General features: G+C 68.3%; 23 protein-coding genes. 11 read left to right on the forward strand and 12 right to left on the reverse strand.

Annotation, left to right across the window (positions count from 1 at the left end):
• Nucleotides 1-655, forward strand: a 655-nt coding sequence (locus ACFE87_RS12470; RefSeq protein WP_375459959.1) for an RNA polymerase factor sigma-32, incomplete at its 5' end; no start/stop codon positions are given.
• Between the two features lie 46 nt (nucleotides 656-701).
• Here the strand turns inward: ACFE87_RS12470 and ACFE87_RS12475 are convergent.
• Together ACFE87_RS12475 and ACFE87_RS12480 are read right to left on the reverse strand one after the other, a co-directional pair.
• Nucleotides 702-1,904, reverse strand: a complete 1,203-nt coding sequence (locus ACFE87_RS12475; RefSeq protein WP_375459960.1) for a histidine kinase — start codon at nucleotides 1,902-1,904, stop codon at nucleotides 702-704.
• 30 nt (nucleotides 1,905-1,934) lie between these two features.
• The gene (locus ACFE87_RS12480; protein ID WP_375459961.1) at nucleotides 1,935-3,227 is read right to left on the reverse strand and encodes an adenylosuccinate synthase; all 1,293 of its coding nucleotides are present in this window, start codon (nucleotides 3,225-3,227) and stop codon (nucleotides 1,935-1,937) included.
• 160 nt (nucleotides 3,228-3,387) lie between these two features.
• On the opposite strand from ACFE87_RS12480, the gene ACFE87_RS12485 reads away from it, so the two are divergent.
• Nucleotides 3,388-4,299 (forward strand): DMT family transporter, encoded by a 912-nt coding sequence (locus tag ACFE87_RS12485; protein ID WP_375459962.1) that lies wholly within the window; start codon nucleotides 3,388-3,390, stop codon nucleotides 4,297-4,299.
• Here ACFE87_RS12485 and serA read toward each other — a convergent pair whose 3' ends face one another.
• The 4 genes from serA to ACFE87_RS12505 form a co-directional block, all read right to left on the reverse strand.
• Nucleotides 4,300-5,889, reverse strand: coding sequence for a phosphoglycerate dehydrogenase (gene serA, locus ACFE87_RS12490; protein ID WP_375459963.1), 1,590 nt, complete (start codon nucleotides 5,887-5,889; stop codon nucleotides 4,300-4,302). It lies immediately after the preceding gene.
• A gap of 146 nt (nucleotides 5,890-6,035) precedes the next feature.
• Nucleotides 6,036-6,479, reverse strand: a complete 444-nt coding sequence (locus tag ACFE87_RS12495; protein WP_375459964.1) for an SseB family protein — start codon at nucleotides 6,477-6,479, stop codon at nucleotides 6,036-6,038.
• 7 nt (nucleotides 6,480-6,486) lie between these two features.
• Entirely contained in the window at nucleotides 6,487-7,665 is a 1,179-nt protein-coding gene (locus ACFE87_RS12500) for a phosphoserine transaminase (RefSeq protein ID WP_375460037.1), read from the reverse strand.
• A gap of 136 nt (nucleotides 7,666-7,801) precedes the next feature.
• Entirely contained in the window at nucleotides 7,802-7,972 is a 171-nt protein-coding gene (locus ACFE87_RS12505; protein ID WP_375459965.1) for a hypothetical protein, read from the reverse strand.
• 344 nt (nucleotides 7,973-8,316) lie between these two features.
• Between ACFE87_RS12505 and ACFE87_RS12510 the strand changes: the two genes are divergently transcribed.
• From ACFE87_RS12510 to ACFE87_RS12545, 8 genes are all read left to right on the forward strand, one after another.
• Nucleotides 8,317-8,598, forward strand: a complete 282-nt coding sequence (locus tag ACFE87_RS12510) for an acyl carrier protein (RefSeq protein WP_375459966.1) — start codon at nucleotides 8,317-8,319, stop codon at nucleotides 8,596-8,598.
• Nucleotides 8,599-8,633: 35 nt separating this feature from the next.
• Nucleotides 8,634-9,095 (forward strand): 3-hydroxyacyl-ACP dehydratase FabZ family protein, encoded by a 462-nt coding sequence (locus ACFE87_RS12515; RefSeq protein WP_375459967.1) that lies wholly within the window; start codon nucleotides 8,634-8,636, stop codon nucleotides 9,093-9,095.
• On the forward strand, nucleotides 9,095-10,231 hold the full coding sequence (locus tag ACFE87_RS12520; protein ID WP_375459968.1) for a beta-ketoacyl-ACP synthase: 1,137 nt from the start codon (nucleotides 9,095-9,097) through the stop codon (nucleotides 10,229-10,231). The genes ACFE87_RS12515 and ACFE87_RS12520 overlap by 1 nt, the downstream gene beginning before the upstream one ends.
• 10 nt (nucleotides 10,232-10,241) lie before the next feature.
• Nucleotides 10,242-11,528: a beta-ketoacyl-ACP synthase gene (locus ACFE87_RS12525; protein WP_375459969.1), complete on the forward strand. Its 1,287-nt coding sequence runs from the start codon at nucleotides 10,242-10,244 to the stop codon at nucleotides 11,526-11,528.
• Entirely contained in the window at nucleotides 11,525-12,274 is a 750-nt protein-coding gene (locus ACFE87_RS12530) for an SDR family NAD(P)-dependent oxidoreductase (RefSeq protein ID WP_375459970.1), read from the forward strand. The genes ACFE87_RS12525 and ACFE87_RS12530 overlap by 4 nt, the downstream gene beginning before the upstream one ends.
• 71 nt (nucleotides 12,275-12,345) lie before the next feature.
• Entirely contained in the window at nucleotides 12,346-12,705 is a 360-nt protein-coding gene (locus ACFE87_RS12535) for a hypothetical protein (RefSeq protein ID WP_375459971.1), read from the forward strand.
• On the forward strand, nucleotides 12,695-13,045 hold the full coding sequence (locus ACFE87_RS12540; RefSeq protein ID WP_375459972.1) for a type II toxin-antitoxin system PemK/MazF family toxin: 351 nt from the start codon (nucleotides 12,695-12,697) through the stop codon (nucleotides 13,043-13,045). The genes ACFE87_RS12535 and ACFE87_RS12540 overlap by 11 nt, the downstream gene beginning before the upstream one ends.
• A gap of 2 nt (nucleotides 13,046-13,047) precedes the next feature.
• Nucleotides 13,048-14,070 (forward strand): zinc-binding dehydrogenase, encoded by a 1,023-nt coding sequence (locus ACFE87_RS12545; RefSeq protein ID WP_375459973.1) that lies wholly within the window; start codon nucleotides 13,048-13,050, stop codon nucleotides 14,068-14,070.
• A gap of 1 nt (nucleotide 14,071) precedes the next feature.
• On the opposite strand, the gene ACFE87_RS12550 is transcribed toward ACFE87_RS12545, so the two are convergent.
• From ACFE87_RS12550 to ACFE87_RS12575, 6 genes are all read right to left on the reverse strand, one after another.
• Nucleotides 14,072-14,878 carry an enoyl-CoA hydratase gene (locus ACFE87_RS12550; protein WP_375459974.1) on the reverse strand — a complete coding sequence of 269 codons (807 nt, stop codon included), beginning with the start codon at nucleotides 14,876-14,878 and terminating at the stop codon, nucleotides 14,072-14,074.
• A gap of 38 nt (nucleotides 14,879-14,916) precedes the next feature.
• On the reverse strand, nucleotides 14,917-16,104 hold the full coding sequence (locus tag ACFE87_RS12555; RefSeq protein WP_375459975.1) for a CaiB/BaiF CoA transferase family protein: 1,188 nt from the start codon (nucleotides 16,102-16,104) through the stop codon (nucleotides 14,917-14,919).
• Nucleotides 16,105-16,188: 84 nt separating this feature from the next.
• The gene (locus ACFE87_RS12560) at nucleotides 16,189-16,983 is read right to left on the reverse strand and encodes an energy transducer TonB (RefSeq protein WP_375459976.1); all 795 of its coding nucleotides are present in this window, start codon (nucleotides 16,981-16,983) and stop codon (nucleotides 16,189-16,191) included.
• A gap of 22 nt (nucleotides 16,984-17,005) precedes the next feature.
• The gene (gene exbD / locus ACFE87_RS12565) at nucleotides 17,006-17,470 is read right to left on the reverse strand and encodes a TonB system transport protein ExbD (RefSeq protein ID WP_375459977.1); all 465 of its coding nucleotides are present in this window, start codon (nucleotides 17,468-17,470) and stop codon (nucleotides 17,006-17,008) included.
• Between the two features lie 3 nt (nucleotides 17,471-17,473).
• Nucleotides 17,474-18,376: a tonB-system energizer ExbB gene (gene exbB / locus ACFE87_RS12570; RefSeq protein ID WP_375459978.1), complete on the reverse strand. Its 903-nt coding sequence runs from the start codon at nucleotides 18,374-18,376 to the stop codon at nucleotides 17,474-17,476.
• Nucleotides 18,377-18,635: 259 nt separating this feature from the next.
• A complete protein-coding gene (locus tag ACFE87_RS12575) occupies nucleotides 18,636-19,982 on the reverse strand; it encodes an HD domain-containing phosphohydrolase (protein ID WP_375459979.1) in 1,347 nt (448 codons plus the stop codon).
• Between the two features lie 294 nt (nucleotides 19,983-20,276).
• Between ACFE87_RS12575 and ACFE87_RS12580 the strand changes: the two genes are divergently transcribed.
• A complete protein-coding gene (locus tag ACFE87_RS12580; RefSeq protein WP_375459980.1) occupies nucleotides 20,277-21,134 on the forward strand; it encodes a type 1 glutamine amidotransferase in 858 nt (285 codons plus the stop codon).
• The last annotated feature ends 9 nt before the right edge of the window (nucleotides 21,135-21,143 follow it).

Raw genomic sequence — 21,143 nt, forward strand, 5'->3', positions numbered from 1 at the left:
CGAAGGCAATGTCGGCCTGATGCAGGCCGTGAAGCGCTTCGATCCCGACAAGGGCTTCCGGCTGGCGACCTATGCCATGTGGTGGATCAAGGCCGCCATACAAGAGTATATCCTTCGGTCGTGGTCGCTCGTGAAGATGGGAACCACCGCGAACCAGAAGAAGCTTTTCTTCAACTTGAGGAAGGCCAAGGGCCAGATCTCGGCGCTGGATGAGGGCGACCTGAAGCCCGACCAGGTGGCCACGATCGCGACGCGGCTCGGCGTGACCGAGCAGGACGTCGTCGACATGAACCGGCGCCTCGGCGGCGACGTGTCGCTGAACGCGCCCCTCCGCGAGGAGGGCGAGGGCGAGTGGCAGGATTGGCTGGTCGACGATTCGGCGAGCCAGGAGACGGTGCTGGCGACCGAGCAGGAGGGCCGCAACCGGCTCGCCGCGCTTCGCGACGCGCTCGGCGTTCTGAATCCGCGCGAGCGCCGTATCTTCGAAGCGCGAAGGCTCGCCGACGATCCGATCACGCTCGAAGACCTGTCCGGGGAATTCGGCGTCTCGCGCGAACGCGTGCGCCAGATCGAAGTCCGGGCCTTCGAGAAGATCCAGGACGCCGTACGCCGGAACCTCGCGACCCGCGAAGCGCCGGAGCCGGCACTGGCCTGAACGGCGCGCCGAGCCTGCCGCAAGCCGGGTTACCGGGCGGTTTGCCTCACGGCTGTACCCATTGCTTGAACGCGTCGGCGATCACCCGTTCGCCGGAGACGCCCTTCTCGAAGATCAGCGTCGCCCGAAGGCCGGAATTGAACCGCAGCGGCAGTTCGAGCCAGTTGCGACGGAGCAGCAGATCGGTGTTGCGGTCGATGTCCGGGCGAAGGTCGGACAGGCCGATGAGGAAGACGTTTTCCTTCACGGGTACCGACAGCGCCGACAGGCGGATGCCGGCTCCGGCATCGTCGCCCCGCAGCCGCGGGGGCTCGACGTCCCGCACAACGCGTGCGCCCTCCCCTGACTTCGCGGTCGAGAAGTTCAGTTCCATCGTGTGCGAGGCCGGCAGGGCGGCATCCCGGTTCCGGCGCATCACGAGCTGAAGCGACAGGTTGGCCTCGGGCAGGTCGACCACGGCGCGGACCACCGTCTCGAGAGGCTGTCCCTGTCCGGCATTCAAGACATCGAGCCGCCACAGCGTCCGCCCGGCCGTGACCTTGGGCTGCTGCGGATCAGCTTGATTCTCTTCGAACAGGGCTGCCCGCTGCGCCACGGCGACCTCCGGCTGCGAGGAGGGCGCGGTTGCCGGCGGCGCGCTCGGGCCTCCGGCGGTGGGCGGGGCGGCCGGCGCGGTGGGGTCGCTCGAGGGCGGAGCCACCGGAGGTGCCGCCGGAGGGCGTGCGGGCGTCGTGACCGGGTCGATCGCGGGCACGGGGCCGCCGCCCATCCGCTCGGGACGTTTCGGATCGCCGGTCGGCGTCGGAGGCGGAGCGGTGACCGGCTGCATGACGGGCGGGGGCGCCGTCGGCTGGTCCCGCCAGAGCCAGGCCGCCACCGCGATCGGCGCGATCACGACGACGAGCCCGACCGCGGTCAGGACCGACCGGCTTCGGCGTCCGCCCCGGCGTATGTGGGGCGGCCTCTCGCCCCGGGGTTCAGGCGGGTCAGCCCTCGCAGGGCTCGCGATCTCCGATGGCGTGCCGTGTTCGGACCGGGCAGCGCCATAGGTCGGCTCGACCCGGGCGATCGCCTCCTCAAGCGAGGCGAGTTCGCGTGCGATCTCGGCCTCGCCGAGCGGGGGAACGATGGAGCCGAGTTGCGACCGCAGAGCTGTCCGGGCCCGCTCGTAGACGGTCTCCCGCGCCTCCGGTCCCGGCTCGGCCATGCCGTCCAGGGCTCGAGCGAGGAGAGGGTAGTAATCCGCCATGTCTCGGGTCGCTCGGCCTGTTCGGTCCGGTCAGTTCTCGAACGGATTTTGCACCAGGATGGTATCGTGACGTTCCGGCGAGGTCGACAGCAACGTCACCGGTGCGCCGATCAGCTCTTCGATGCGGCGGACATATTTGACCGCCTCCGCCGGGAGCTGCGCCCAAGACCTGGCGCCGGCCGTCGTGTCGCCCCAGCCCTCGACCTCCTCGTAGATCGGCTCGACGCGCGCCTGGGCGCCCTGGCAGGCCGGCATGTGGTCGATCACGGCTCCGTCGAGCCGGTAGGCGGTGCAGACCTTGAGCCGCTCGAAGCCGTCCAGCACGTCGAGCTTGGTCAGGGCGATGCCGTCGATGCCGCAGGTCTTGACCATCTGCCTGACGAGGACCGCGTCGAACCAGCCGCAGCGGCGCTTGCGGCCGGTCACGACCCCGAATTCGCGCCCGCGCGAGCCGAGCAATTCCCCAACCTCGTCCGTGAGTTCGGTCGGAAACGGGCCGCCGCCGACCCGGGTCGTGTAGGCCTTGGCGATGCCGAGCACGGTGCCGAGCGCCTTCGGGCCGATGCCGGACCCGGTCGCGGCCTGGGCGGCGACGATGTTCGAGGAGGTCACGAAGGGATAGGTGCCGTGGTCGACGTCGAGGAGCGCGCCCTGCGCTCCCTCGAACAGGATGCGGCGCCCCGCGCGCCGCTCGGCGTCGAGCAAGGCCCAGACCCGCTCCGCGTAGGGCAGTACCTGCGGGGCGATCGCCTGAAGTTCGGACAGGAGCGCGGCCGGATCGATCTCGTCGATGCCGAGCCCCCGCCGGAGCGCGTTGTGATGGGCAAGCAGCCGCTCGACCTTGCTCTCGAGCACGGCCGAATCGGCGAGATCGACGACCCGGATGGCGCGCCGGCCGACCTTGTCCTCGTAGGCCGGCCCGATGCCGCGCTTCGTGGTGCCGATCTTCAGACCGGAATTCGACGTCTCGCGGAAATGGTCGAGCTCGCGGTGGAGCGGCAGGATCAGGGTCGCGTTATCGGCGATGCGAAGCGTCTTGGGAGAGATCTCGACGCCTTGCGCCCGGATCGCTTCGATCTCGGAGACGAGATGCCAGGGGTCGACGACGACGCCGTTGCCGATGACGGCGAGCTTGCCCGGCCGCACTACGCCCGACGGCAGGAGCGAGAGCTTGTAGGTGGTCCCGTCGATGACGAGCGTGTGCCCGGCATTGTGGCCGCCCTGGAATCGCACGACGACATCCGCCTGTTCAGACAGCCAGTCGACGATCTTTCCCTTGCCCTCGTCGCCCCATTGGGCGCCGACTACGACGACATTCGCCACGACTCACCTCATCCGCGTCCATCCCCACGCAAAAAACCCGGCGCAAGGCCGGGGACGGGGACGTCGACGCATTGCCCATCGTCTTCCCCGATCGGACGGATGCGGTCAAGCACGCTGCCCGGCATTGAGGCAGCGCCGCAGCCCGCCTAAGGCGTCGCCCATGAAGATGACAGGGAGGGTCACGGACTGGCTTGGCGGTCAGCCTTACCTGCTGCTCGGCGGAGCCGCGCTCGGCTGGGCCGGCAACACGATAGCCAGTCGCCTGGCCATCGGGCGGGTGTCTCCGATGGCGATCGTGAGCCTGCGTTGGCTCGTGGTCGTGCTGGTCCTCGCCGTGGTGGTCCGTGGGCCGCTTCGCACCGAGTGGCGCCGCCTCCTGCCCCATTGGCGCTACATCCTGGCGATGGGGACGCTCGGCTTCACGATCTTCAACGCCATCTTCTACTGGTCCGCGCATCACACGACCGCCGTCAATATGGGCGTCCTCCAGGGCGTCACCCCGGCGATCGTGATGGCGATCGGCTTTGCGGCCTACCGGACGCCGGTCGGGATGATGCAGGCCATCGGCCTGCTCGTGACCCTCGTCGGGGTCACCGTCGCGGCGAGCCACGGCGACCTCGAGATCCTGCGCCACCTCGCCTTCAACGTCGGCGATATCGGCATCGCCTTGGCCTCGGTCCTCTATGCCGGATACACGGTCGGGCTTCGGGGACGGCCGGCGGTGTCGCCGCTCGTCTTCTTTGCCGCCATGGCGGTCGCGGCCTTTCTCTCGTCGCTCCCGCTTCTCGCGGCCGAGATGACATTCGGCACCATCATCTGGCCGACGGTCGGGGGCTGGCTCCTCATCCTCTACATCGCCCTCGTGCCGTCGCTCCTGTGCCAACTCCTCTACATGCGGGGCGTGGAGCTGATCGGTCCCAGCCGGGCGGGGCTGTTCATGAACCTGGTCCCGATCCTCGGGCCGATCCTGGCCATCGTAGTCCTGGGCGAAACCTTCGCGCCCTATCACGCGGCGGCGCTCCTGTTCGTGCTCGGCGGCCTCTGGCTCGCCGAGCAGCGCCGGCCGGCCTGATCAGAAGGCGAGCCGCTTCGCCTGCCGGACCCCCGGAATGCCCTGGATGCTGGCCAGCACGTCGGCCGGAAGCGTGCCGTCGACCTGGACGAGCGCGATCGCGGATCCCCCGGGATTGTCGCGTCCGAGCGCGAAAGTCGCGATATTCACGCCGGCATCGCCGAGCGTCGTCGCGAAGCGGCCGATGAAGCCCGGCTTGTCGTCGTTCGACACGTAGATCATCGAGGGCGCGAATTCGGCATCGACCTTCAGCCCCTTGATGTCGACGATGCGGGGCTTGCCGTCGGCGAAGACCGTGCCGGAGACCGAGCGGTCGCCGCGCTCCGTCGTGACCCCGACGGTCACGAGCGAATCGTAGTCGCCGTCCGCCTCCCGGATCATCTCTTCCACGACGATGCCGCGCTCCTTCGCGACCGACGGCGCCGACACGACGTTGATGTCGGCCAGCATCGGCCGCAGCAATCCGGCGATGGCCGAGCTTGTCAGCGCCTTCGTCTTCATGGCCGCGACGTCACCCTGATAGGTGATCCGTACCGTCTCGAGCCCGGTCTCGGTGAGCTGCCCGGCGAAAGAGCCGAGCTTTTCGGCGAGCGCGATGTAGGGCCGCAGCTTCGGCGCCTCCTCCGCCGTGATGGACGGGAAGTTCACCGCGTTCGAGATCGCTCCCTTCAAGAGGTAGTCAGACATCTGCTCGGCCACCTGCAGGGCCACATTCTCCTGCGCCTCGCTCGTCGCGGCCCCGAGATGGGGCGTGCAGACGACGTGCGGGTGGCCGAAGAGCGGGTTCTCGGTCGCGGGCTCCGTGGTGAAGACGTCGAAAGCCGCCCCGGCGACATGGCCCGAATCGAGGGCCTGCCGCAGCGCGACCTCGTCGACGAGGCCGCCCCGGGCGCAATTCACGATCCGGATGCCGGGCTTCGTCCGGGCGAGGCTCTCGGCCGACAAGATGTTGCGGGTTTTCTCGGTCAGCGGCGTGTGCAGGGTGATCATGTCGGCGCGCGCGAGAAGCTCGTCGAGCTCGACCTTCTCGACCCCGAGATCGAGGGCGCGTTCCGGCGAGAGAAAGGGGTCGAAGGCGACCACCCGCATCTTCAGGCCGATCGCCCGGTCGGCGACGATCGCCCCGATATTGCCGCAGCCGATGATGCCGAGCGTCTTGCCGGTGATCTCGACCCCGAGGAAACGGTTCTTCTCCCACTTCCCAGCCTGGGTCGACGCATCGGCCGCCGGTATCTCGCGGGCGAGCGCGAACATCATGGCGATCGCGTGCTCGGCCGTGGTGATCGAGTTGCCGAAGGGCGTGTTCATGACGATCACGCCGCGGGCCGTCGCGGCCGGGATGTCGACATTGTCGACCCCGATCCCGGCCCGGCCGATGACCTTCAGGGCCGTGGCGGCGCCCAGGATCTTCGCCGTGACCTTGGTGGCCGACCGGATCGCGAGGCCATCATAGCCTCCGATCACGGCGGCAAGCCGGTCCTTGTCCCGGCCGAGATCGGGTTCGAAATCGACCGCGACGCCGCGATCCCGGAAGATCTGCACGGCGGCGGGAGAGAGGGCGTCGGAGATGAGGACGCGGGGCGGGGACATGGGGGCCTCGGAAGCTGTGCCGGCCAGTGACCGGGCTGGAAGAGAGGGCAGCGCCCGGGTCCGCTCGTGCCGGCGGAAGCCGGCATCCAGGACGGGGCTGGGTCCCGACTTGCGTCGGGACGAGCGGAGAGCGCGACGGGCGCCGGCTAATGCGCCGTGTAGTCGCCGCGCAGCATCGCGGCGGCGTCGGTCGCATCGAGGTCGAGGGCGTAGTCGGAGCCCGGGTTCAGGACGAACCGGGCGCCGACATGCCGGGCGAAGATGTCCCGCACGGTGTCGGGCGCGATGACGTGGTCCTGTCGGTAGAAGGCCTGCGCCCGAACCGGGGCGCTGAAAAGGGGCAGCGCCCGCTCGCCACCGCGATCGGCCGATCCGATCTCGAGCCGGGCTCCCTCCGGGATGACCGCCTGCCCGTCAGGTCCGGCCTCGAGCTTCCCCTCCCCTGCGAGGAGGAGAGCCAGATAGACCTGCTGGTCGATCATTCCGCGCAAAAAGGCCGTCCGCAGATGCGGCTCGTGGGCCGCACGGACGAGTTCGATCTCGAGCTCGTTCTGCGGCTGGAAGGCAGCCGATCCGATCGACGCGCTCATCGCCGGCTCACGCGGCCTCGGCGACGCGCTTCGCCTTTTCCTGGCCGTAGGCCCAGTCGAGCCAGAGGGTGAGAGCCTCGAGGTCGGAGGCCTCCACCGTCGCCCCACACCAGATTCGGAGCCCCGGCGGCGCGTCGCGATAGGAGCCGATGTCGAAGGCGACTCCTTCCCGCTCAAGGGTCGCGGCAACGCCTTTGGCAAAGGCCGCGACCGCGTCCTTGCCGCCGGCCGTCACCTCCGGGTCGGTGACGACGAGGCATACGCTCGTATTCGAGGCGGTCGCGGGATCGCGGGCGAGATTCGCGACCCAAGGCGTGCGGGCCACCCAGTCGAGAATTGTCTTCGCATTCCGGTCGGAGCGAGCGACCAGGCCATCGAGCCCGCCCTCGCGCTTGGCCCAATGCAACGCGTCCAGGTAATCCTCGACGCAGAGCATGGATGGCGTGTTGATGGTTTCGCCCTCGAAGATGCCTTCGATCAGCTTGCCGCCCTTGGTCATGCGGAAGATCTTTGGCAGTGGCCAGGCCGGGACGTAGCTTTCGAGCCGCTCCACGGCACGCGGCGACAGGATCAGCATCCCGTGCGCGGCCTCGCCGCCGAGCGCCTTCTGCCACGAATAGGTGACCAAATCGAGCTTCGGCCAGTCGAGCCGTTGCGAGAAGGCGGCCGAGGTCGCGTCGCAGATCGTGAGGCCTTCGCGATCGGCTGCGATCCACTCGGCATCCGGCACCCGGACGCCGGAGGTGGTGCCGTTCCAGGTGAAGACGACGTCGCGGGTCTTCGTGTCGACCGAGGAGAGGTCGGGCAGAGCGCCGTAATCGGCCTTGACGACCCGGGCATCCTGCAGCTTCAGCTGCTTCGCGACATCCGTCACCCAGCCTTCGCCGAAACTTTCCCAGGCCAGCATGTCGACCGGGCGCGCGCCCAGCATCGACCAGAGCGCCATTTCGACCGCGCCCGTGTCGGAGGCCGGCACGATGCCGATCCGATACTCGGCGGGCACGCGCAGCACCTCGCGCGTGAGGTCGATCGCGAGTTTCAGCTTCCCCTTGCCGAGCTTCGCGCGGTGCGAGCGGCCAAGGGCGGCATCTTTCAGGGCTTCGGGGGTCCAGCCTGGGCGCTTCGCGCAGGGACCGGACGAGAAATGAGCCGAGCGCGGGCGCGCATGCGGCCTGTCGGCAGGCATCATGGCCATGTGATCCATCCTTCCAGATGGGTGCCCCCCGTTGGGGAGGGGTGTCCCGCCGACCGCTATGCGCGCCGGGGGCAGCCGCGGTCAAGCGCGGGATGGTCCGGCCGTGGCTCCCCGGTCGGGCTTCGGCTCAGAACCAGAAAACGGAAACCAGGACCCCGAGATAGACGATGCCCGAGAGGGCATAGGCCGTGATCTGGCCAGGTCGCGGAGCTGGGCGCCGGGCGACGACCGGAGACGGACGGTGGACGAGAGAGGTCCAGCGCTCGGGATGGGAGGCGAAGGTGGCGAGACGCGACATCTGAAGACCTGACGTGACGAGATTCTAGCTCTTGTCTTACGGAGCATCTGTTTCCCGAGCATTACGACCATGACATGGCAAAGGTTCGGCGAAGACGCGTGTGGATCGATCTTTCTCGACGTCTTGGACTGGTGTGGCGTAGCCGCCACCCACCAGACCGGCTTTCTCCCGCCGCCAGCGAACGGGCGATCGGCATGCCAGGCTGTCTGTCCGGAGCCCGCGGGGCGATGCGGTTGCCGCGCTTCGACCCCTCGTGTAAGGGGCGCAACCTTATGCAGAGCGGGTGATGTCGCGACGTTTTCGCGCCCGCCGCGCCTCAACAACAACCTGGAGAACCGAGGATCATGTCCTCTACCTTCGAGACGGTCGCGGGCATCATTTCCGAGACGGCTGACATTCCCCGCGACACCATCACGCTGGAGAGCCATGCCATCGACGATCTCGGCATCGATTCCCTCGCCTTCCTGGACATCGCCTTCGCCGTCGACAAGGCGTTCGGGATCAAGCTGCCGCTCGAGAAGTGGACGCAGGAGGTGAACGAGGGGAAGGTTCCGGCGGAGGAGTATTTCGTCCTCAAGAACCTCGTCGCCCGCATCGACGCCCTGGTGGCCGCCAAGGCGGCCTGAGGAGAGGCCGGCTCCTATCCGGATCGCGGGACGCGATGCGCCTCGAATATTTCGAGATGGTCGACCGGGTGGTCGAGATCGACCGAGCCGCGGGCCGGATCGTGGTGCGCTCCACCGTGCCGCAGGCGAGCCCGGTCTTCGAGGGCCATTTTCCTGGCCGGCCGCTCGTTCCGGGCGTGCTCCTGACCGAGACCATGGCGCAAGCGTCAGGCTATCTTCTCCTCGCGATGCGGGGCTTCACCCAGATGCCATTCCTGATGGGGGTCGACCGAGCGCGCTTTCGCGATTTCGTCGAGCCCGGCGCTGAGCTCGAGGTCTCGGCCGAGCTCGAACATGAAGGCTCCGGCTACGCCGTGACCAAGGCCCGGATCACTGCCGGCACGAAGCGCATCGCCGATGCCGGGCTCCGTTTCCGGATCATGCCGTTTCCAGCCGAACTCGATCACCTGATGCGCGCCCGCGCCCAAGCGATCGGATTGTCGACCGAGGCGGCCTGATGGGACGGCGCGTCGTCGTCACCGGCACCGGGATCGTCTCCGCCCAGGGCGAGGGAATCGGTCCGCATCTCGACGCGCTTGCGAGCGGCGCGAAGGCGCCCGTCGGCGCGGAAAAATATTCTGGCTATCCGGTCCATCCCGCCGTCGCGCTTGAATGGGACCGGCAGATCCCGAAGAAGTCGGACCAGCGCCAGATGGAGCCGTGGCAGCGCCTCGGCTGCTACGCGGCAGGCCTTGCCCTCGATGCGGCCGGGCTGAAGGACGACACGGCGCTCAAGGCCCGGACGCAGCTGATCGTCGCCGCGGGTGGAGGGGAGCGCGACTACGAGGTCGATTCGCAGATCCTGACCGGGATGCGGGATTCGGCGTCCCCGGGCGCCTATCTCAACGAACACCTGATGAGCGATCTCAGGCCGACGCTTTTCCTCGCCCAGCTGTCCAATCTGCTGGCCGGCAACATCTCCATCGTCCACGGCATCACCGGCGCGTCCCGCACCTTCATGGGCGAGGAGCAGGCCGGGATCGACGCGCTCCGGATCGCCGCGGCCCGCATCGCCGCCGGGCAGGTCGAGATTATGCTGGTCGGCTCGTCCTACAATGCCGAGCGGCCGGACGTGATGCTCACCTACGAGCTTGGCGGCTATTACTGGAACCGGCCTTTCGCGCCCGTGCGCGAGCGTTCGGCAGCCGAGCGAGGCGGGTTCATCCTGGGATCCGGCGCGGCATTCCTGGTGCTCGAATCCGAAGAGCATGCCCAGGCACGAGGCGCGAAGCCCTTGGCCGACCTCGCATCCATCGGGGCCGTCCGGACGCGCCGTGCGCCGGGGAGCGTCGCCGCAGCCGTGGAGCAGTTGTGGCGCGGGCTGGGCGCGGTCTCGCCCGACATCGTGCTCAGTGCGGCGACCGGGGTCGCGCCGGCAACGATGGAAGAGCACGACACCCTCGCACGGCTCGCGCCCGACGCCCGGGTGCATGACCTGGGTGACCTGCTCGGCCATCTGATGGAGGCCCCTGCCCCGGCCGGAGCCGTGATCGCGACCGGCCTCGTCGCCAGCGTCGCGGCCCGCGAGGTCGTGACGAGCTGCGTCGGCCACCGGCGCGGCGAGGGCATGGTGCGGATCACCGCCCCGCGCTAAACGATCCTCCATGGCGCAAGAGCGACAACAAGGCGGCCGCGATCGCCCCCTGGTGGCCGTCACCGGCCTCGGCCTGGTCACCTCGCTGGGTAGCGGCACGACCGACAATTGGGCGGCGCTGACGGCAGGCCGGTCCGGCATCCACGAGATTCGGCGGTTCCCCGTCGATGGCTTGCGCACCCGTGTCGCCGCAACTGTCGATTTCGTGCCAGCGGAACCGATGTGCGCGCCCGTTCTCTCCGAGCGTTTCGCGGAACTCGCCGCCGACGAGGCCGTCGCGCAATCCGGAATTGGCAGGCCGGGCGACTTTCCGGGCGCGCTGTTCATCGCCGTGCCGCCGGTCGAGCTCGACTGGCCGCAACGCCGGGCGCTGGCCGAGGCATCGGGTGAGGAGGGCACCATCACCTATCGCGACCTTCTCGCCTCCGCAGCGACGGGTCGGTTCGGCGAATTCCACGAACTCTTCCTGTTCGGCACGGTCGCCGATCGGCTCGCAGACCGGTTCGGCACGCAAGGCTCGCCGATCTCCCTCTCCACGGCCTGTTCGTCGGGCGCGACCGCGATCCAGCTCGGCGCCGAAGCGATCCGGCGCGGCGAGGTCGATGCCGCCCTCTGCATCGGTACTGATGGGTCGGTGAACCCGGAATCGCTGATCCGCTTCTCGCTCCTCTCCGCGCTCTCGACCCAGAACGAGCCGGCCGAGAGCGCCGCAAAACCCTTCGCCAAGAACCGCGACGGCTTTGTCATGGGAGAGGGCGCGGGGGCGCTCGTGCTCGAGAATGCCGATACCGCTCGGGCCCGAGGCGCGAAGATTCTCGGCTACCTGCTCGGTTGCGGCGAGAAGGGCGACGGCTTCCACCGCACCCGATCAAGCCCTGACGGCGCGCCGATCGTGGCCGCGATCCGGGACGCTCTCGCCGATGCAGGGCTCGGGCCCGAGGACGTCGACTACGTCAATGCGCATGGAACCGCGACGCCCGAGAACGACAAGATGGAATCGCTCGGCCTGATGAGCGTGATCGGGGAGCGGATGAAGACGGTGCCGATCTCGTCGAACAAGTCGATGATCGGCCACACGCTCACGGCCGCGGGCGCGGTCGAGGCGGTGATCTCGCTCCTCACGATCCAGCACGGCCGCATTCCGCCGACCATCAACTACGCGATCCCCGATCCCGCCATCCCGCTCGACGTGGTGCCGAATGTCGCCCGGGATGCCGCGGTGTCCGTCGTCCTGTCGAATTCCTTCGGTTTCGGCGGCCAGAATACCTGCCTCGTCCTCGCGGCCGAACCCCGATGAGGAAGAAGGTCCTCGTGACCGGTGGAGGCCGGGGGGTGGGCGCGGCGATCGTGACGGCGCTCGCCTCGTCCGGCTTCGATGTCGATCTCACGGTCCGGAATTCGGTCGACGAGGCGACGGCCCTCATCGCTGCGCTGAAGGACAGTCATCCGGAGGCGACCGTCTCGGCCCGGCGGCTCGATCTGGCGGACCAGGGCTCGCTCGAGATCTTCGCCGATGCGATCGAGCAGGAGGGCTTCTACGGCCTCGTCCACAATGCCGGCCAGCCCTACGACGTGCTCGCCGCCGTCATGGCCCAGGACAAGGCCGAGGCGGCCATGCAGGTGAATTTCTGGTCGCTGACCCGCCTCGCCAAGGCGGTGCTGCGCGGCATGATCCGCTCCCGCGGCGGCCGCATCTGCGTCATCGGCTCGGTCGCGGCGCTCCGGGGCAATCCCGGCAACGCCGCCTACGCGGCCTCGAAGGGCGCGCTTCTCTCCTATTGCCGGACGCTTGCGGTCGAGACCGCGAAACGCGGCATCACCGTGAACTACGTCGCGCCGGGCTTCGTCGACACCGAGATGATGACCCCCTACGCGGCCCACCGCACCCAGATGGAAACGCAGATCCCGGCCGGCCGCTTCGCCGCGCCGCAGGACGTCGCGAGCCTGGTGCAGTTCCTGATGGGGCCGGGGGCGAGCTATATCACAGGCGCCGTGCTGCCGATCGATGGCGGCATGACGGCGATGATCGGCGTGCATCGGTAGGACCACCCCACCCCCACCCCTTGTTACGGTCCTGGACGGCCCGTATGTTGGACGGAGGAAGGGAGGCCTGTATGGCCGCGCTCACCATTCGGGACGACGCCTTGTGGGTGAAGCACATCCACGATCCCGACATCAGACGCCATGTTGCCGGTCTCAGCTCCGACCAGCCGGTTCGGCTCGTGATCGATGGCCGGCGCATTCTCTTTCGCAAGATGCGCGACGGGCTGGATGGCCGGCCCACGCCGGGCCTAAGGGCTGACGGAGACGACATCGAGGGCCGCGCCGCATGGGCGCAGCTTCAGGCTCGCCGCGGCGAGACCGTGCCGCTCGCGCTCGACGAAGGCCCTGAGGACCCCTACCTGACCGATCTCGACGAGTTCCTGCACGAGTGGAAGACGCCTGAGGACGCGGCGGCCTTCGATGGTCTTTGAGCGGTGGGACGTCGTCGTCGCGTTGTTCCCGTTCAGTGATCGCCCTGTCGGGAAGCCGAGGCCGGTCGCGATCCTGTCGGCCGGCACCTTCAACAGGGACCATGGACTCGTCGTCGCCTGCATGATCACGACCGCCTCGGCCGGCACCTGGCCGAGCGATCATCCCCTCATCGACGTCGAGCCCACCGGCCTGCGGCAGCCCTGTGTCGTTCGCTGGAAGATCATGACGCTGTCCTCGACGCTCGTGGCACGGAAGATCGGAGAGCTGGCCTCGGCAGATCGAAACGCACTTGAAGAGCAGCTGGCCGGTATCCTGCCCGTTGCCAAAGATCGGAATTGAGAATGAAAGCCCTCCAGCTCTTCGGCGACCGCGATCTCCGCCTCGTCGAGATCGATGCGCCGCCGCCGCCCGGTCCGGGGGAGGTCCGGATCCGCGTGCGGGCCGTCGGCCTGAACCATATCGACGTCTGGGGCTTCCGCGGCATGGCCTTCGTGCGCCGGAAGCTGCCGGTCGTGGTCGGTGCCGAGGCCTCGGGCGAGGTCGAGAGCGTCGGCGCGGGCGTCAGCCGGTTCATGCCGGGGCAGCGGGTGGTGATGTATGGCGCGATGACCTGCGGCCAGTGCCGGGCCTGCCGGGAGGGACGCGACAATCTCTGCGAGAACGTCGCCGGCATCATGGGTTTTCATCTGGACGGGTTTTCGCGCGATCTCGTGACGATGCCGGCCCGGCTCGTCATGCCGATTCCGGACGGCGTCACGTTCGAGGAGGCGGCCTGCGCGCCGATTGCGTTCGGGACGGTGCAGCACATGCTGTTCGACAATGCCCGGCTCGAGCCCGGCGAGAGCGTGCTCGTCCATGCCGGCGGGTCCGGCATCGGCACGGCCGCGATCCTGATGGCGAAACAGATCGGCTGCACCGTCTACGCGACCGTCGGCGACGACGAGAAGGGCGAGAAGGCGAAGGCGCTCGGCGCCGATGTCGTCGTGAACTACCGGACCGAACGGTTCGAGGGGGAAGTCCGTCGGCTCACCAAGCGCAAGGGCGTCGACGTCGTCTTCGAGCATGTCGGGGCGGAGACCTGGAACGGCAGCCTGCTCTGCCTGAAGCGCGGCGGCCGGCTCGTCACTTGCGGCTCAACCTCCGGCGTCTCGGCCACCATCAACCTGATGCAGCTCTTCCAGCAGCAATATCGGATCACCGGCTCCTTCGGGTGCCGGATGGAGAACATCACGCAGTCCCTGGACAAGATGGCCGGCGGCTTGAAACCCATCATCGACACCGTCCTGCCCGTCGCCGACTTCTCCCAGGGCCTCGAGAAGCTCGAGACCCGTCGGGTCTTCGGCAAGGTCATCGCGACCCTCTAGGTCAGCGCCCGGCGAAGGCAGGCCTGCGCTTCTCCATGAAGGCGAGCCGGCCCTCGGCGTAATCCGCGCTCGCGAAGCACGCCCGCACCCGCTCAGCCGAACCTTCGAGGTCGCGATCGGCCGGGTCCTTCGCGATCTGCCGGAAGGCGTATTTGGCGGTCCCGATCGTCAGGGGCGCATTGGCCGCGATCGTCGCGGCATAATCGGCCACGTAGGCGTCGATCTCGTCGGCCGGAACGATGCGGTTGACCAGACCCATCGTCTCGGCCTCACGCGAGCTGAACTGGCGGGCCGTGAAGACGATCTCTTTCGCGAAGGGCAGTCCCACGACCCCGGCCAGGCGCCGGAGCGGGGCGAAGCCATAGCCGAGGCCGAGCTTCGCGGCCGGAAGGGCGAAGCGCGATTCGTCGGTCGCGAAGCGGAGATCGCAGCTGGCCGCGAGACCGAGGCCGCCTCCGATGCAGAAACCGCGTATCTTGGCGATGGTCGGCTTCGGGAAATCGTGCAGGCCGGCATAGATGGCCTCCGTCGCCGCATTGTAGCGACCGACCGCCTCCGCCTCGGCCCGCTCGTCACCGAATTTCGAGATGTCGGCACCGGAGACGAAGGCCTTGCCGCCGGCCCCGGTCAGGACGACGACGCGGATCTCCGGATCGGCCGCGAAATCCGCCAGGATCGCGCCGGCGGCCTCCCACATTCCGAAGCTGACGGCGTTGCGCTTCTCCGGATTGTTGAAGGTCATTGTCCCGATGCCGCCCGCCTTATGGGTCAGCATCTTAGCTTGGGCGTAGGACTGTTCGTCTGCCATGAATTGACTCCGCTCGGTTGGGTGCTCGGCGCCCGGGTCTAGACGATGCCGTCGCGCACGAATTCGGCGATCTCGTCCGAGCCGTATCCCGCCTCGCGCAGGACCTCATCGGTGTGCTCGCCGAGCGCCGGCGGATGGCGCTCCATGCGCGAGGGCGTGCGGGAGAGCGTCATCGGCTGGCGCAGGAGGGTAAGCGTGCCGACATGGGGCGATTCGATCGTTGCCTGCGGCCGCAGATGCTCGACCTGAGGGTCCGAGAAGACCTGGTCGATCGCGTAGATCTGCCCGCACGGGACTCCGGCCTCGTTCAGGATCGCGACCCAGCTGTCGCTGTCCCGCTCCCGGAGCCGGAGCGCGATCTCCTCGTTCAGCCGGTCGCGGTGATCGGAACGGGATTGGGACGTGGCGTAATCGGGATTGGCGATCAGGTCCTCGGCATCGATCGCGCGGCAGAAGCGCTGCCAGATCTTCTGCCCGGTGGTTGCGATGTTGATGTAGCCGTCGCTGGTCTTGAAGACGCCCGTCGGAATTGAGGTCGGATGGTTGTTGCCGGCCTGTTTCGGCACCTCGCCCGCGGTCAGCCAACGGGCGGCCTGGAAATCCAGCATGAAGATCTGGGCCTGGATCAGCGAGGTCTGCACCCATTGGCCCATTCCGGACGTCCCCCGCTCGATCAGCGCCAGGAGGATGCCCTGCGAGCAGAAGATGCCGGCCGAGAGATCGGCAATGGGAATGCCCACCCGGACGGGGCCCTGCCCCGGCAGGCCGGTAATCGACATCAGCCCACCCATCCCCTGCGCGATCTGGTCGAAGCCCGGGCGGTCGCGATAGGGGCCGTCCTGGCCGAAGCCCGAGATCGAGGCCAGGATCAGTCGCGGATTGAGCGCCTTCAGCGCCTGGTAGTCGATACCGAGCCGGTCCTTCACGTCCGGCCGGAAATTCTCGACGACGACGTCGGCCTGGGCCGCGAGCCGCCGAAACACCTCGATACCGCGGGGCGTCTTGAGGTCGAGCGTCATGCCGCGCTTGTTGCGCTGCAGGTTCTGGAAGTCGGAACCCTCGCGCGGTCCTCCCAGCGGGTCGGCGGCGTCGGGCCCCTCCGGCATCTCGATCTTGATGACGTCGGCGCCCCAATCGGCTAGCTGCCGCACCGCGGTCGGTCCCGAGCGGACGCGGGTGAGGTCGAGCACGCGAATCCCAGAGAGGGGGAAGGAGCCTGCCGTCATCGATGCTCTCCAGGCGGCCAAGCCGCGCAACGGCCTATACGCCCCAGCACCGGCCCCGTCAGCAAGCCTGTCCGCGCCAAGCTTTCAGCCGCGACCCTTGGCCCGGAACACGACCGGGACCGTGAAGGTCAGTCCCTCGTCGGCCACCAGCGGCGGCGGCGCCGGCACGGGATCGGCCCGACGGACCATGGTCAGCGCCGCGTCGTCGAAGGCCGGATCGCCCGAACTCCGGAGAAGGCTTGCGGAGACGATCCGGCCCGTGCGGTCGAGCGTGAAACTCACCAGGATCTCGGCGGTGCGCCGCGCTCCTCCTGGGGGATAGCGCTTGTTGCGATCGAGATGAGCCACGAGCTGGCGCTGCCACGTCGTGCGCACCCGGAGGGCGCTCGAGCCGCTTCCCGGAGCGGGAGCCTTGGCGACCGGCGCTTCGCGTGGCGTTTCGACGGCGGGCGCGGCGGTCGCCTCAGCCGCAACGGATTCGGACGAGGCCTCCGTCTGCTGCTGAGCCACGGGTTGCTCTTCCTTCGGCGTCTCGGCCGGTTGCGGCGCGACGACCCGGTCGGGTTCTTCCGCCGCCATCGGAATGTCCTGCTCCTCGGGGCGGGCCTCCTCGGGCGCGACCCGCTGCTGGATCGATGCGGTCGAAGCGGCCGAGCTGTCCGATTCCGGGCCGGGCGGCAGGTTGGAGGGCTCCTGCCGTGGGGCCGCGAGTTCGATCCCGATCTCGATCGCGGCTGCGCCCAGATCCGATCCGTCCTCCTCTGGGGGGGCCTGAAGCAGCATCGCGGCAAGGGCACCCGCGTGCAGAGCGACCGCAAGCGCAGCCGCACTTCCCCAGAGCAGGGGCGAGGGGGAGCGGGCAAGGCCGGATATCGGCATGGTCAGGCAGCGTCCTGGGCAATCACGGGATTGTTCCCAAGGGACCGGCCGCAATCGGACCGGCCGGCACGCCTTCGAGGGCGACCAGCGCCACCCGGACATATCCGCCGGCTCGCAGTATCTCGAGGATCGCCATCAGCTCGCCATACGGCACCGCGCGGTCGGCCCGCAGGAAGACGCGCCGATCCTTGCCGCCTTCCGGGACCGCGTCGAGCGTGCGCACGAGGTCGACCCGCTTCACCGGCTGCTCGTTCAGGAACACGGCAAGGTCCGGCTTGATCGTGACGTAGGTCGGCTTGTCCGGTTTCTTCTGCGGCGTCGCGGCGGAGGTCGGCAGGTCGATCGGGAGGTCCACCGTCGAGAGCGGAGCCGCGACCATGAAGATGATCAGGAGCACGAGCATCACGTCGATAAAGGGCGTGACGTTGATCTCGTGGGTCTCGCCGTATTCGTCGTCGTCGGTCGGATCGCCGAGGGTCGCGCCCATGGTTCACTCCGCCGCGGCGCGAGGATAGAGGCGCCCGCCCCGGACGCGATCGAGGTCGCGGGACAGGAGGCGACCGACGACGCCGGAAGCGCGATTCGCGAGTTCGAGGTAATTTCGCGTTTCCCGCGAAAAATGGTTGTAGATGATGACCGCCGGGATGGCGGCAACGAGCCCGATCGCGGTCGCGAGTAGCGCCTCGGCGATGCCGGGTGCCACGACGGCGAGATTCGTCGTCTGCGCCTTCGCGATGCCGACGAAGCTGTTCATGATCCCCCAGACCGTGCCGAACAGGCCGACGAAGGGCGAGGTCGACCCGATCGTGGCGAGGAGGCCCATCCCGAACCGGACGCTCCGTCCCTCGGCCCGGATCACCTCCTGGCAGCGCGACGCCACGCGGTCGCGGACGCCATTCTCCGGAGCGAGATCCTCGGATTGGCGGGCCTCCGCGCCCGCTTCGCCGACGAGGGAGGCCACGACGTCGCGTCCTCGCTGCGGAAAGGCGGCTTCGGCATCCCCGAGATTGCGACACCTGGAGAGCCGATCGAGCGCCGCCCGCACCCGTCGCTTGGCGAGGAGCAGTTCGAGGCTCTTCGCCAGGAAGATCGTCCAGGTGACCAGAGACGCGAAGGCGAGACCGACCATCACGCCCTTCACGACGAGATCGGCGCCGAGGAACATCGCCCAAGGCGACAGGTTGTGCAGGCCGCCCTCCCCGCCCGACGATGCGCCGATCGAGCGGGCCGGTGTCGGAGCAGGCGAACGAGGGTCGCCTGAAGCCGGCTCCGCGGCAGCAGGCGCCGTCACCGCGGGCGCGGCAGGAGCCGCGACGTCCTGGGAACGAGCGCCCGTCGCGAGACACAGGGCGAGCAGGAAAAAGGCAGGGCGGATCAGACGCGCCGACAACATTGCAGGTGTGACCCCAAACCCCGAAAAGGCGATCAGTACGAGAGCCGGCATGTTGGGCCGCGCATGGCCCAACAAGACCGGACGCCCGACTTTTGCACCTTCGGCGATGTTTGGGCAATGCTGGAGCGTAGGCGGAGTTCCGCGTGGACTAGCTAGGGCTTGTCCTTAGAACCGCTCTAGATTTACTCTGGAACCGATCTATTCTCGGGCCGCCCCGTTTGTCTGGGCAAAAGCCTCGACAACCTCGCTCCCGGACAGGTCAGGCAGCTTGCGCCACCGCCTCATGCTTGGGCTCTGTTTCGGCGTAGATCAGCTCCAGCTCCGACCAGCATCCGACCAGGGCGTCCACGCAGTCGGGGTCGAAATGGGTGCCGGCATTCTCGATCAGGTGAGCCTTCACGCTCTCGAGGCTCCAGGGCTGCTTGTAGGGCCGCACGGACAGCAGCGCGTCGCACACGTCCCCGACCGCCGTGATGCGACCGGAGAGCGGAATCCGGTCGCCGGCGAGGCCGTTCGGGTAGCCTTGTCCGTCCCAGCGTTCGTGATGCGAGAGCGCGATCTCGGCCGCGAGTTGGACGAGCTTGGAGTTGCTTCCCGAGAGGACGCGGTAGCCGGCCTGGGCATGGCGCTCCATCTCGCGGCGCTCGTCCGGGTCGAGCCGCCCTGGCTTGAAAAGGATCGCGTCCGGCACCGAAATCTTGCCGACGTCGTGCATCGGCGAGGCGCGGCAGAGTTCCTCGACATAGACCGGATCGAGCCTCAGCCGCTCGGCGATGATGCGGCTGATCCGGGCGACGCGCACGACATGCTGGCCGGTCTGGTCGTCGCGCTGCTCGGCCGCCCGGGAAAGGCGGCCGATGATCTCGTCCTCGCGGGCAAGGATCTGATCGGTCGCCCGCCTGATCTCCCCGATCATCCCGTTGAAGCGGGAGGCGAGTATTCCGGTCTCGTCGTCGCTCGAAATGGTCGTGACGGAGGCGTAGTCGTTGGTGCGCTCGACATTGGCCATGGCGGCCGAGAGCGCGACGATCGGTCCGGTGATCGACCTCTGGAGACGGTGGGAGAGAAAGATCCCGAGCGCCAGGGCGACGGCCGATGCAGCGGTGGCGGCCAGCAAGGCGCCCTGGAACCGATCCATCAGATCGCCCGTGTCGCTCACGAGCACGATGCGGCCGACCTGCTCTCCCCCGTCGACGACAGGCACCGAAACCTGAAGGGTTCGGCTCGTGAGCAGGGCCATGACGGAGTGTTCGCGCCCCTCGTCGAGGTCGGCATCCGTCCCGAGCCGAACGGCGGACCCGATCTCTCCGAGGACAGCGCCGCGTTTATCCAGGACCTCGGCCCGGACCAGGCCCGGAACACGGCCGATGGCCCGGAGGCTCTGGGTGACGGCCCCGGCATCGCCGGACGCAACGGCCTTCGAGGTGGCGGCGGCGAACACATGCGCCGTCGCGAACAGCGTCTCGCGTTTCGAGGCGAGCCAGCGGTCGGCCTCGTGCCAGACATTCATGGCGCCGGCCACCACCAGGGCAATCCCGACCGAGAGAAAGACCAGCCGGTCGAGCTTGCCGCGGATCGAGCGGCGCGGCTTCAAGATGCTGCTCATAAAGGTCGCCCCCGCCACCTCCGCCAGATGCTCGGCATGAACTCAGCCGCTCCGACTTGAAATGCCGGCGTAGCTTGAAGCATCCTATGATCCTGGCCCGTGGACCGTTAACGATTCCAGAAGAGGTGGAATCTCTTTCAGCACGTCTTGGCGGCTGCCGGCCGATTCAAAGCTCCAAACCGTCGCGATCGCGACACCGGCTTCCATGCGGGCCGCGATGCCGCAGCATCGAACGAAGCCCGCCTTCGGGTGTTCACGGCAGCGGCGAGAGTGGCCGTGATCGCCGAGCTGTCCATGAGATTCCTGATCCTCGAGAGCGAGCCCGCGCCGGCCCGGGACGAGCGGCGCGAGAGCGTCGGCCGCTCGTCGGGCGAGACCTACCGGGACATGGTGGCCTCGCTCGGGCCTGGGTTCCAGATCGACCTGATGAAGCCCGTGGACGGCAAGGCGGAACTGCCCGGACGCGGCACGCTCGAAGGCTATGATGGGATTTTCCTGACCGGGTCGCCGCTCCACCTCTACGAGGACAACGCGACGACCCGGCGTCAGGTCGAGCTGATGCGCTCGGTCTTCGCGTCGGGAACGCCGTCCTTCGGCTCCTGCGCGGGACTGCAGGTCGCAACCGTCGCGGCGGGCGGCAGTGTCCGGCCCTCGGCGCGAGGGCGGGAGGCGGCCTTCGCGCGGCGGATTACCCGGACGGAGGCCGGGCGGGCGCACCCGCTCCTGCGCGAGCGGCCCGACGTGTTCGACGCCCCGGCGATCCATACGGACGAGGTCGAGGCTCTCCCGGAGGGAGCGACGCTCCTGGCCGGCAACAGGGTGACGGCCATCCAGGCCGCCGAGATCCGTTTCGACGGGGGAACATTCTGGGGCGTACAATATCACCCCGAACTGTCGCTCGGGGAGGTCGCGGGCGCGATCCGGAGACAGGCGGACGACCTGATCGAGGAGGGTTTCGCACAGCGGCCCGAGGACCTCGAAGCTCATGCCGACCTGATCGAGAGGCTGCATCACGCCCCCGACCGCAGGGACATCGCATGGCGCCTGGGTCTGGACGAGCAGGTGACCGAAGTCGGGCACCGGACCCGAGAACTTCGCAACTTCATCGAGCTTCTGGTCAAGCCGACCCGGTCGGAGCGGGGACGCGCCTGACCGACTAGG

It is taken from the genome of uncultured Enterovirga sp. (genome assembly GCF_964242715.1).
Classification (GTDB): domain Bacteria; phylum Pseudomonadota; class Alphaproteobacteria; order Rhizobiales; family Beijerinckiaceae; genus Enterovirga.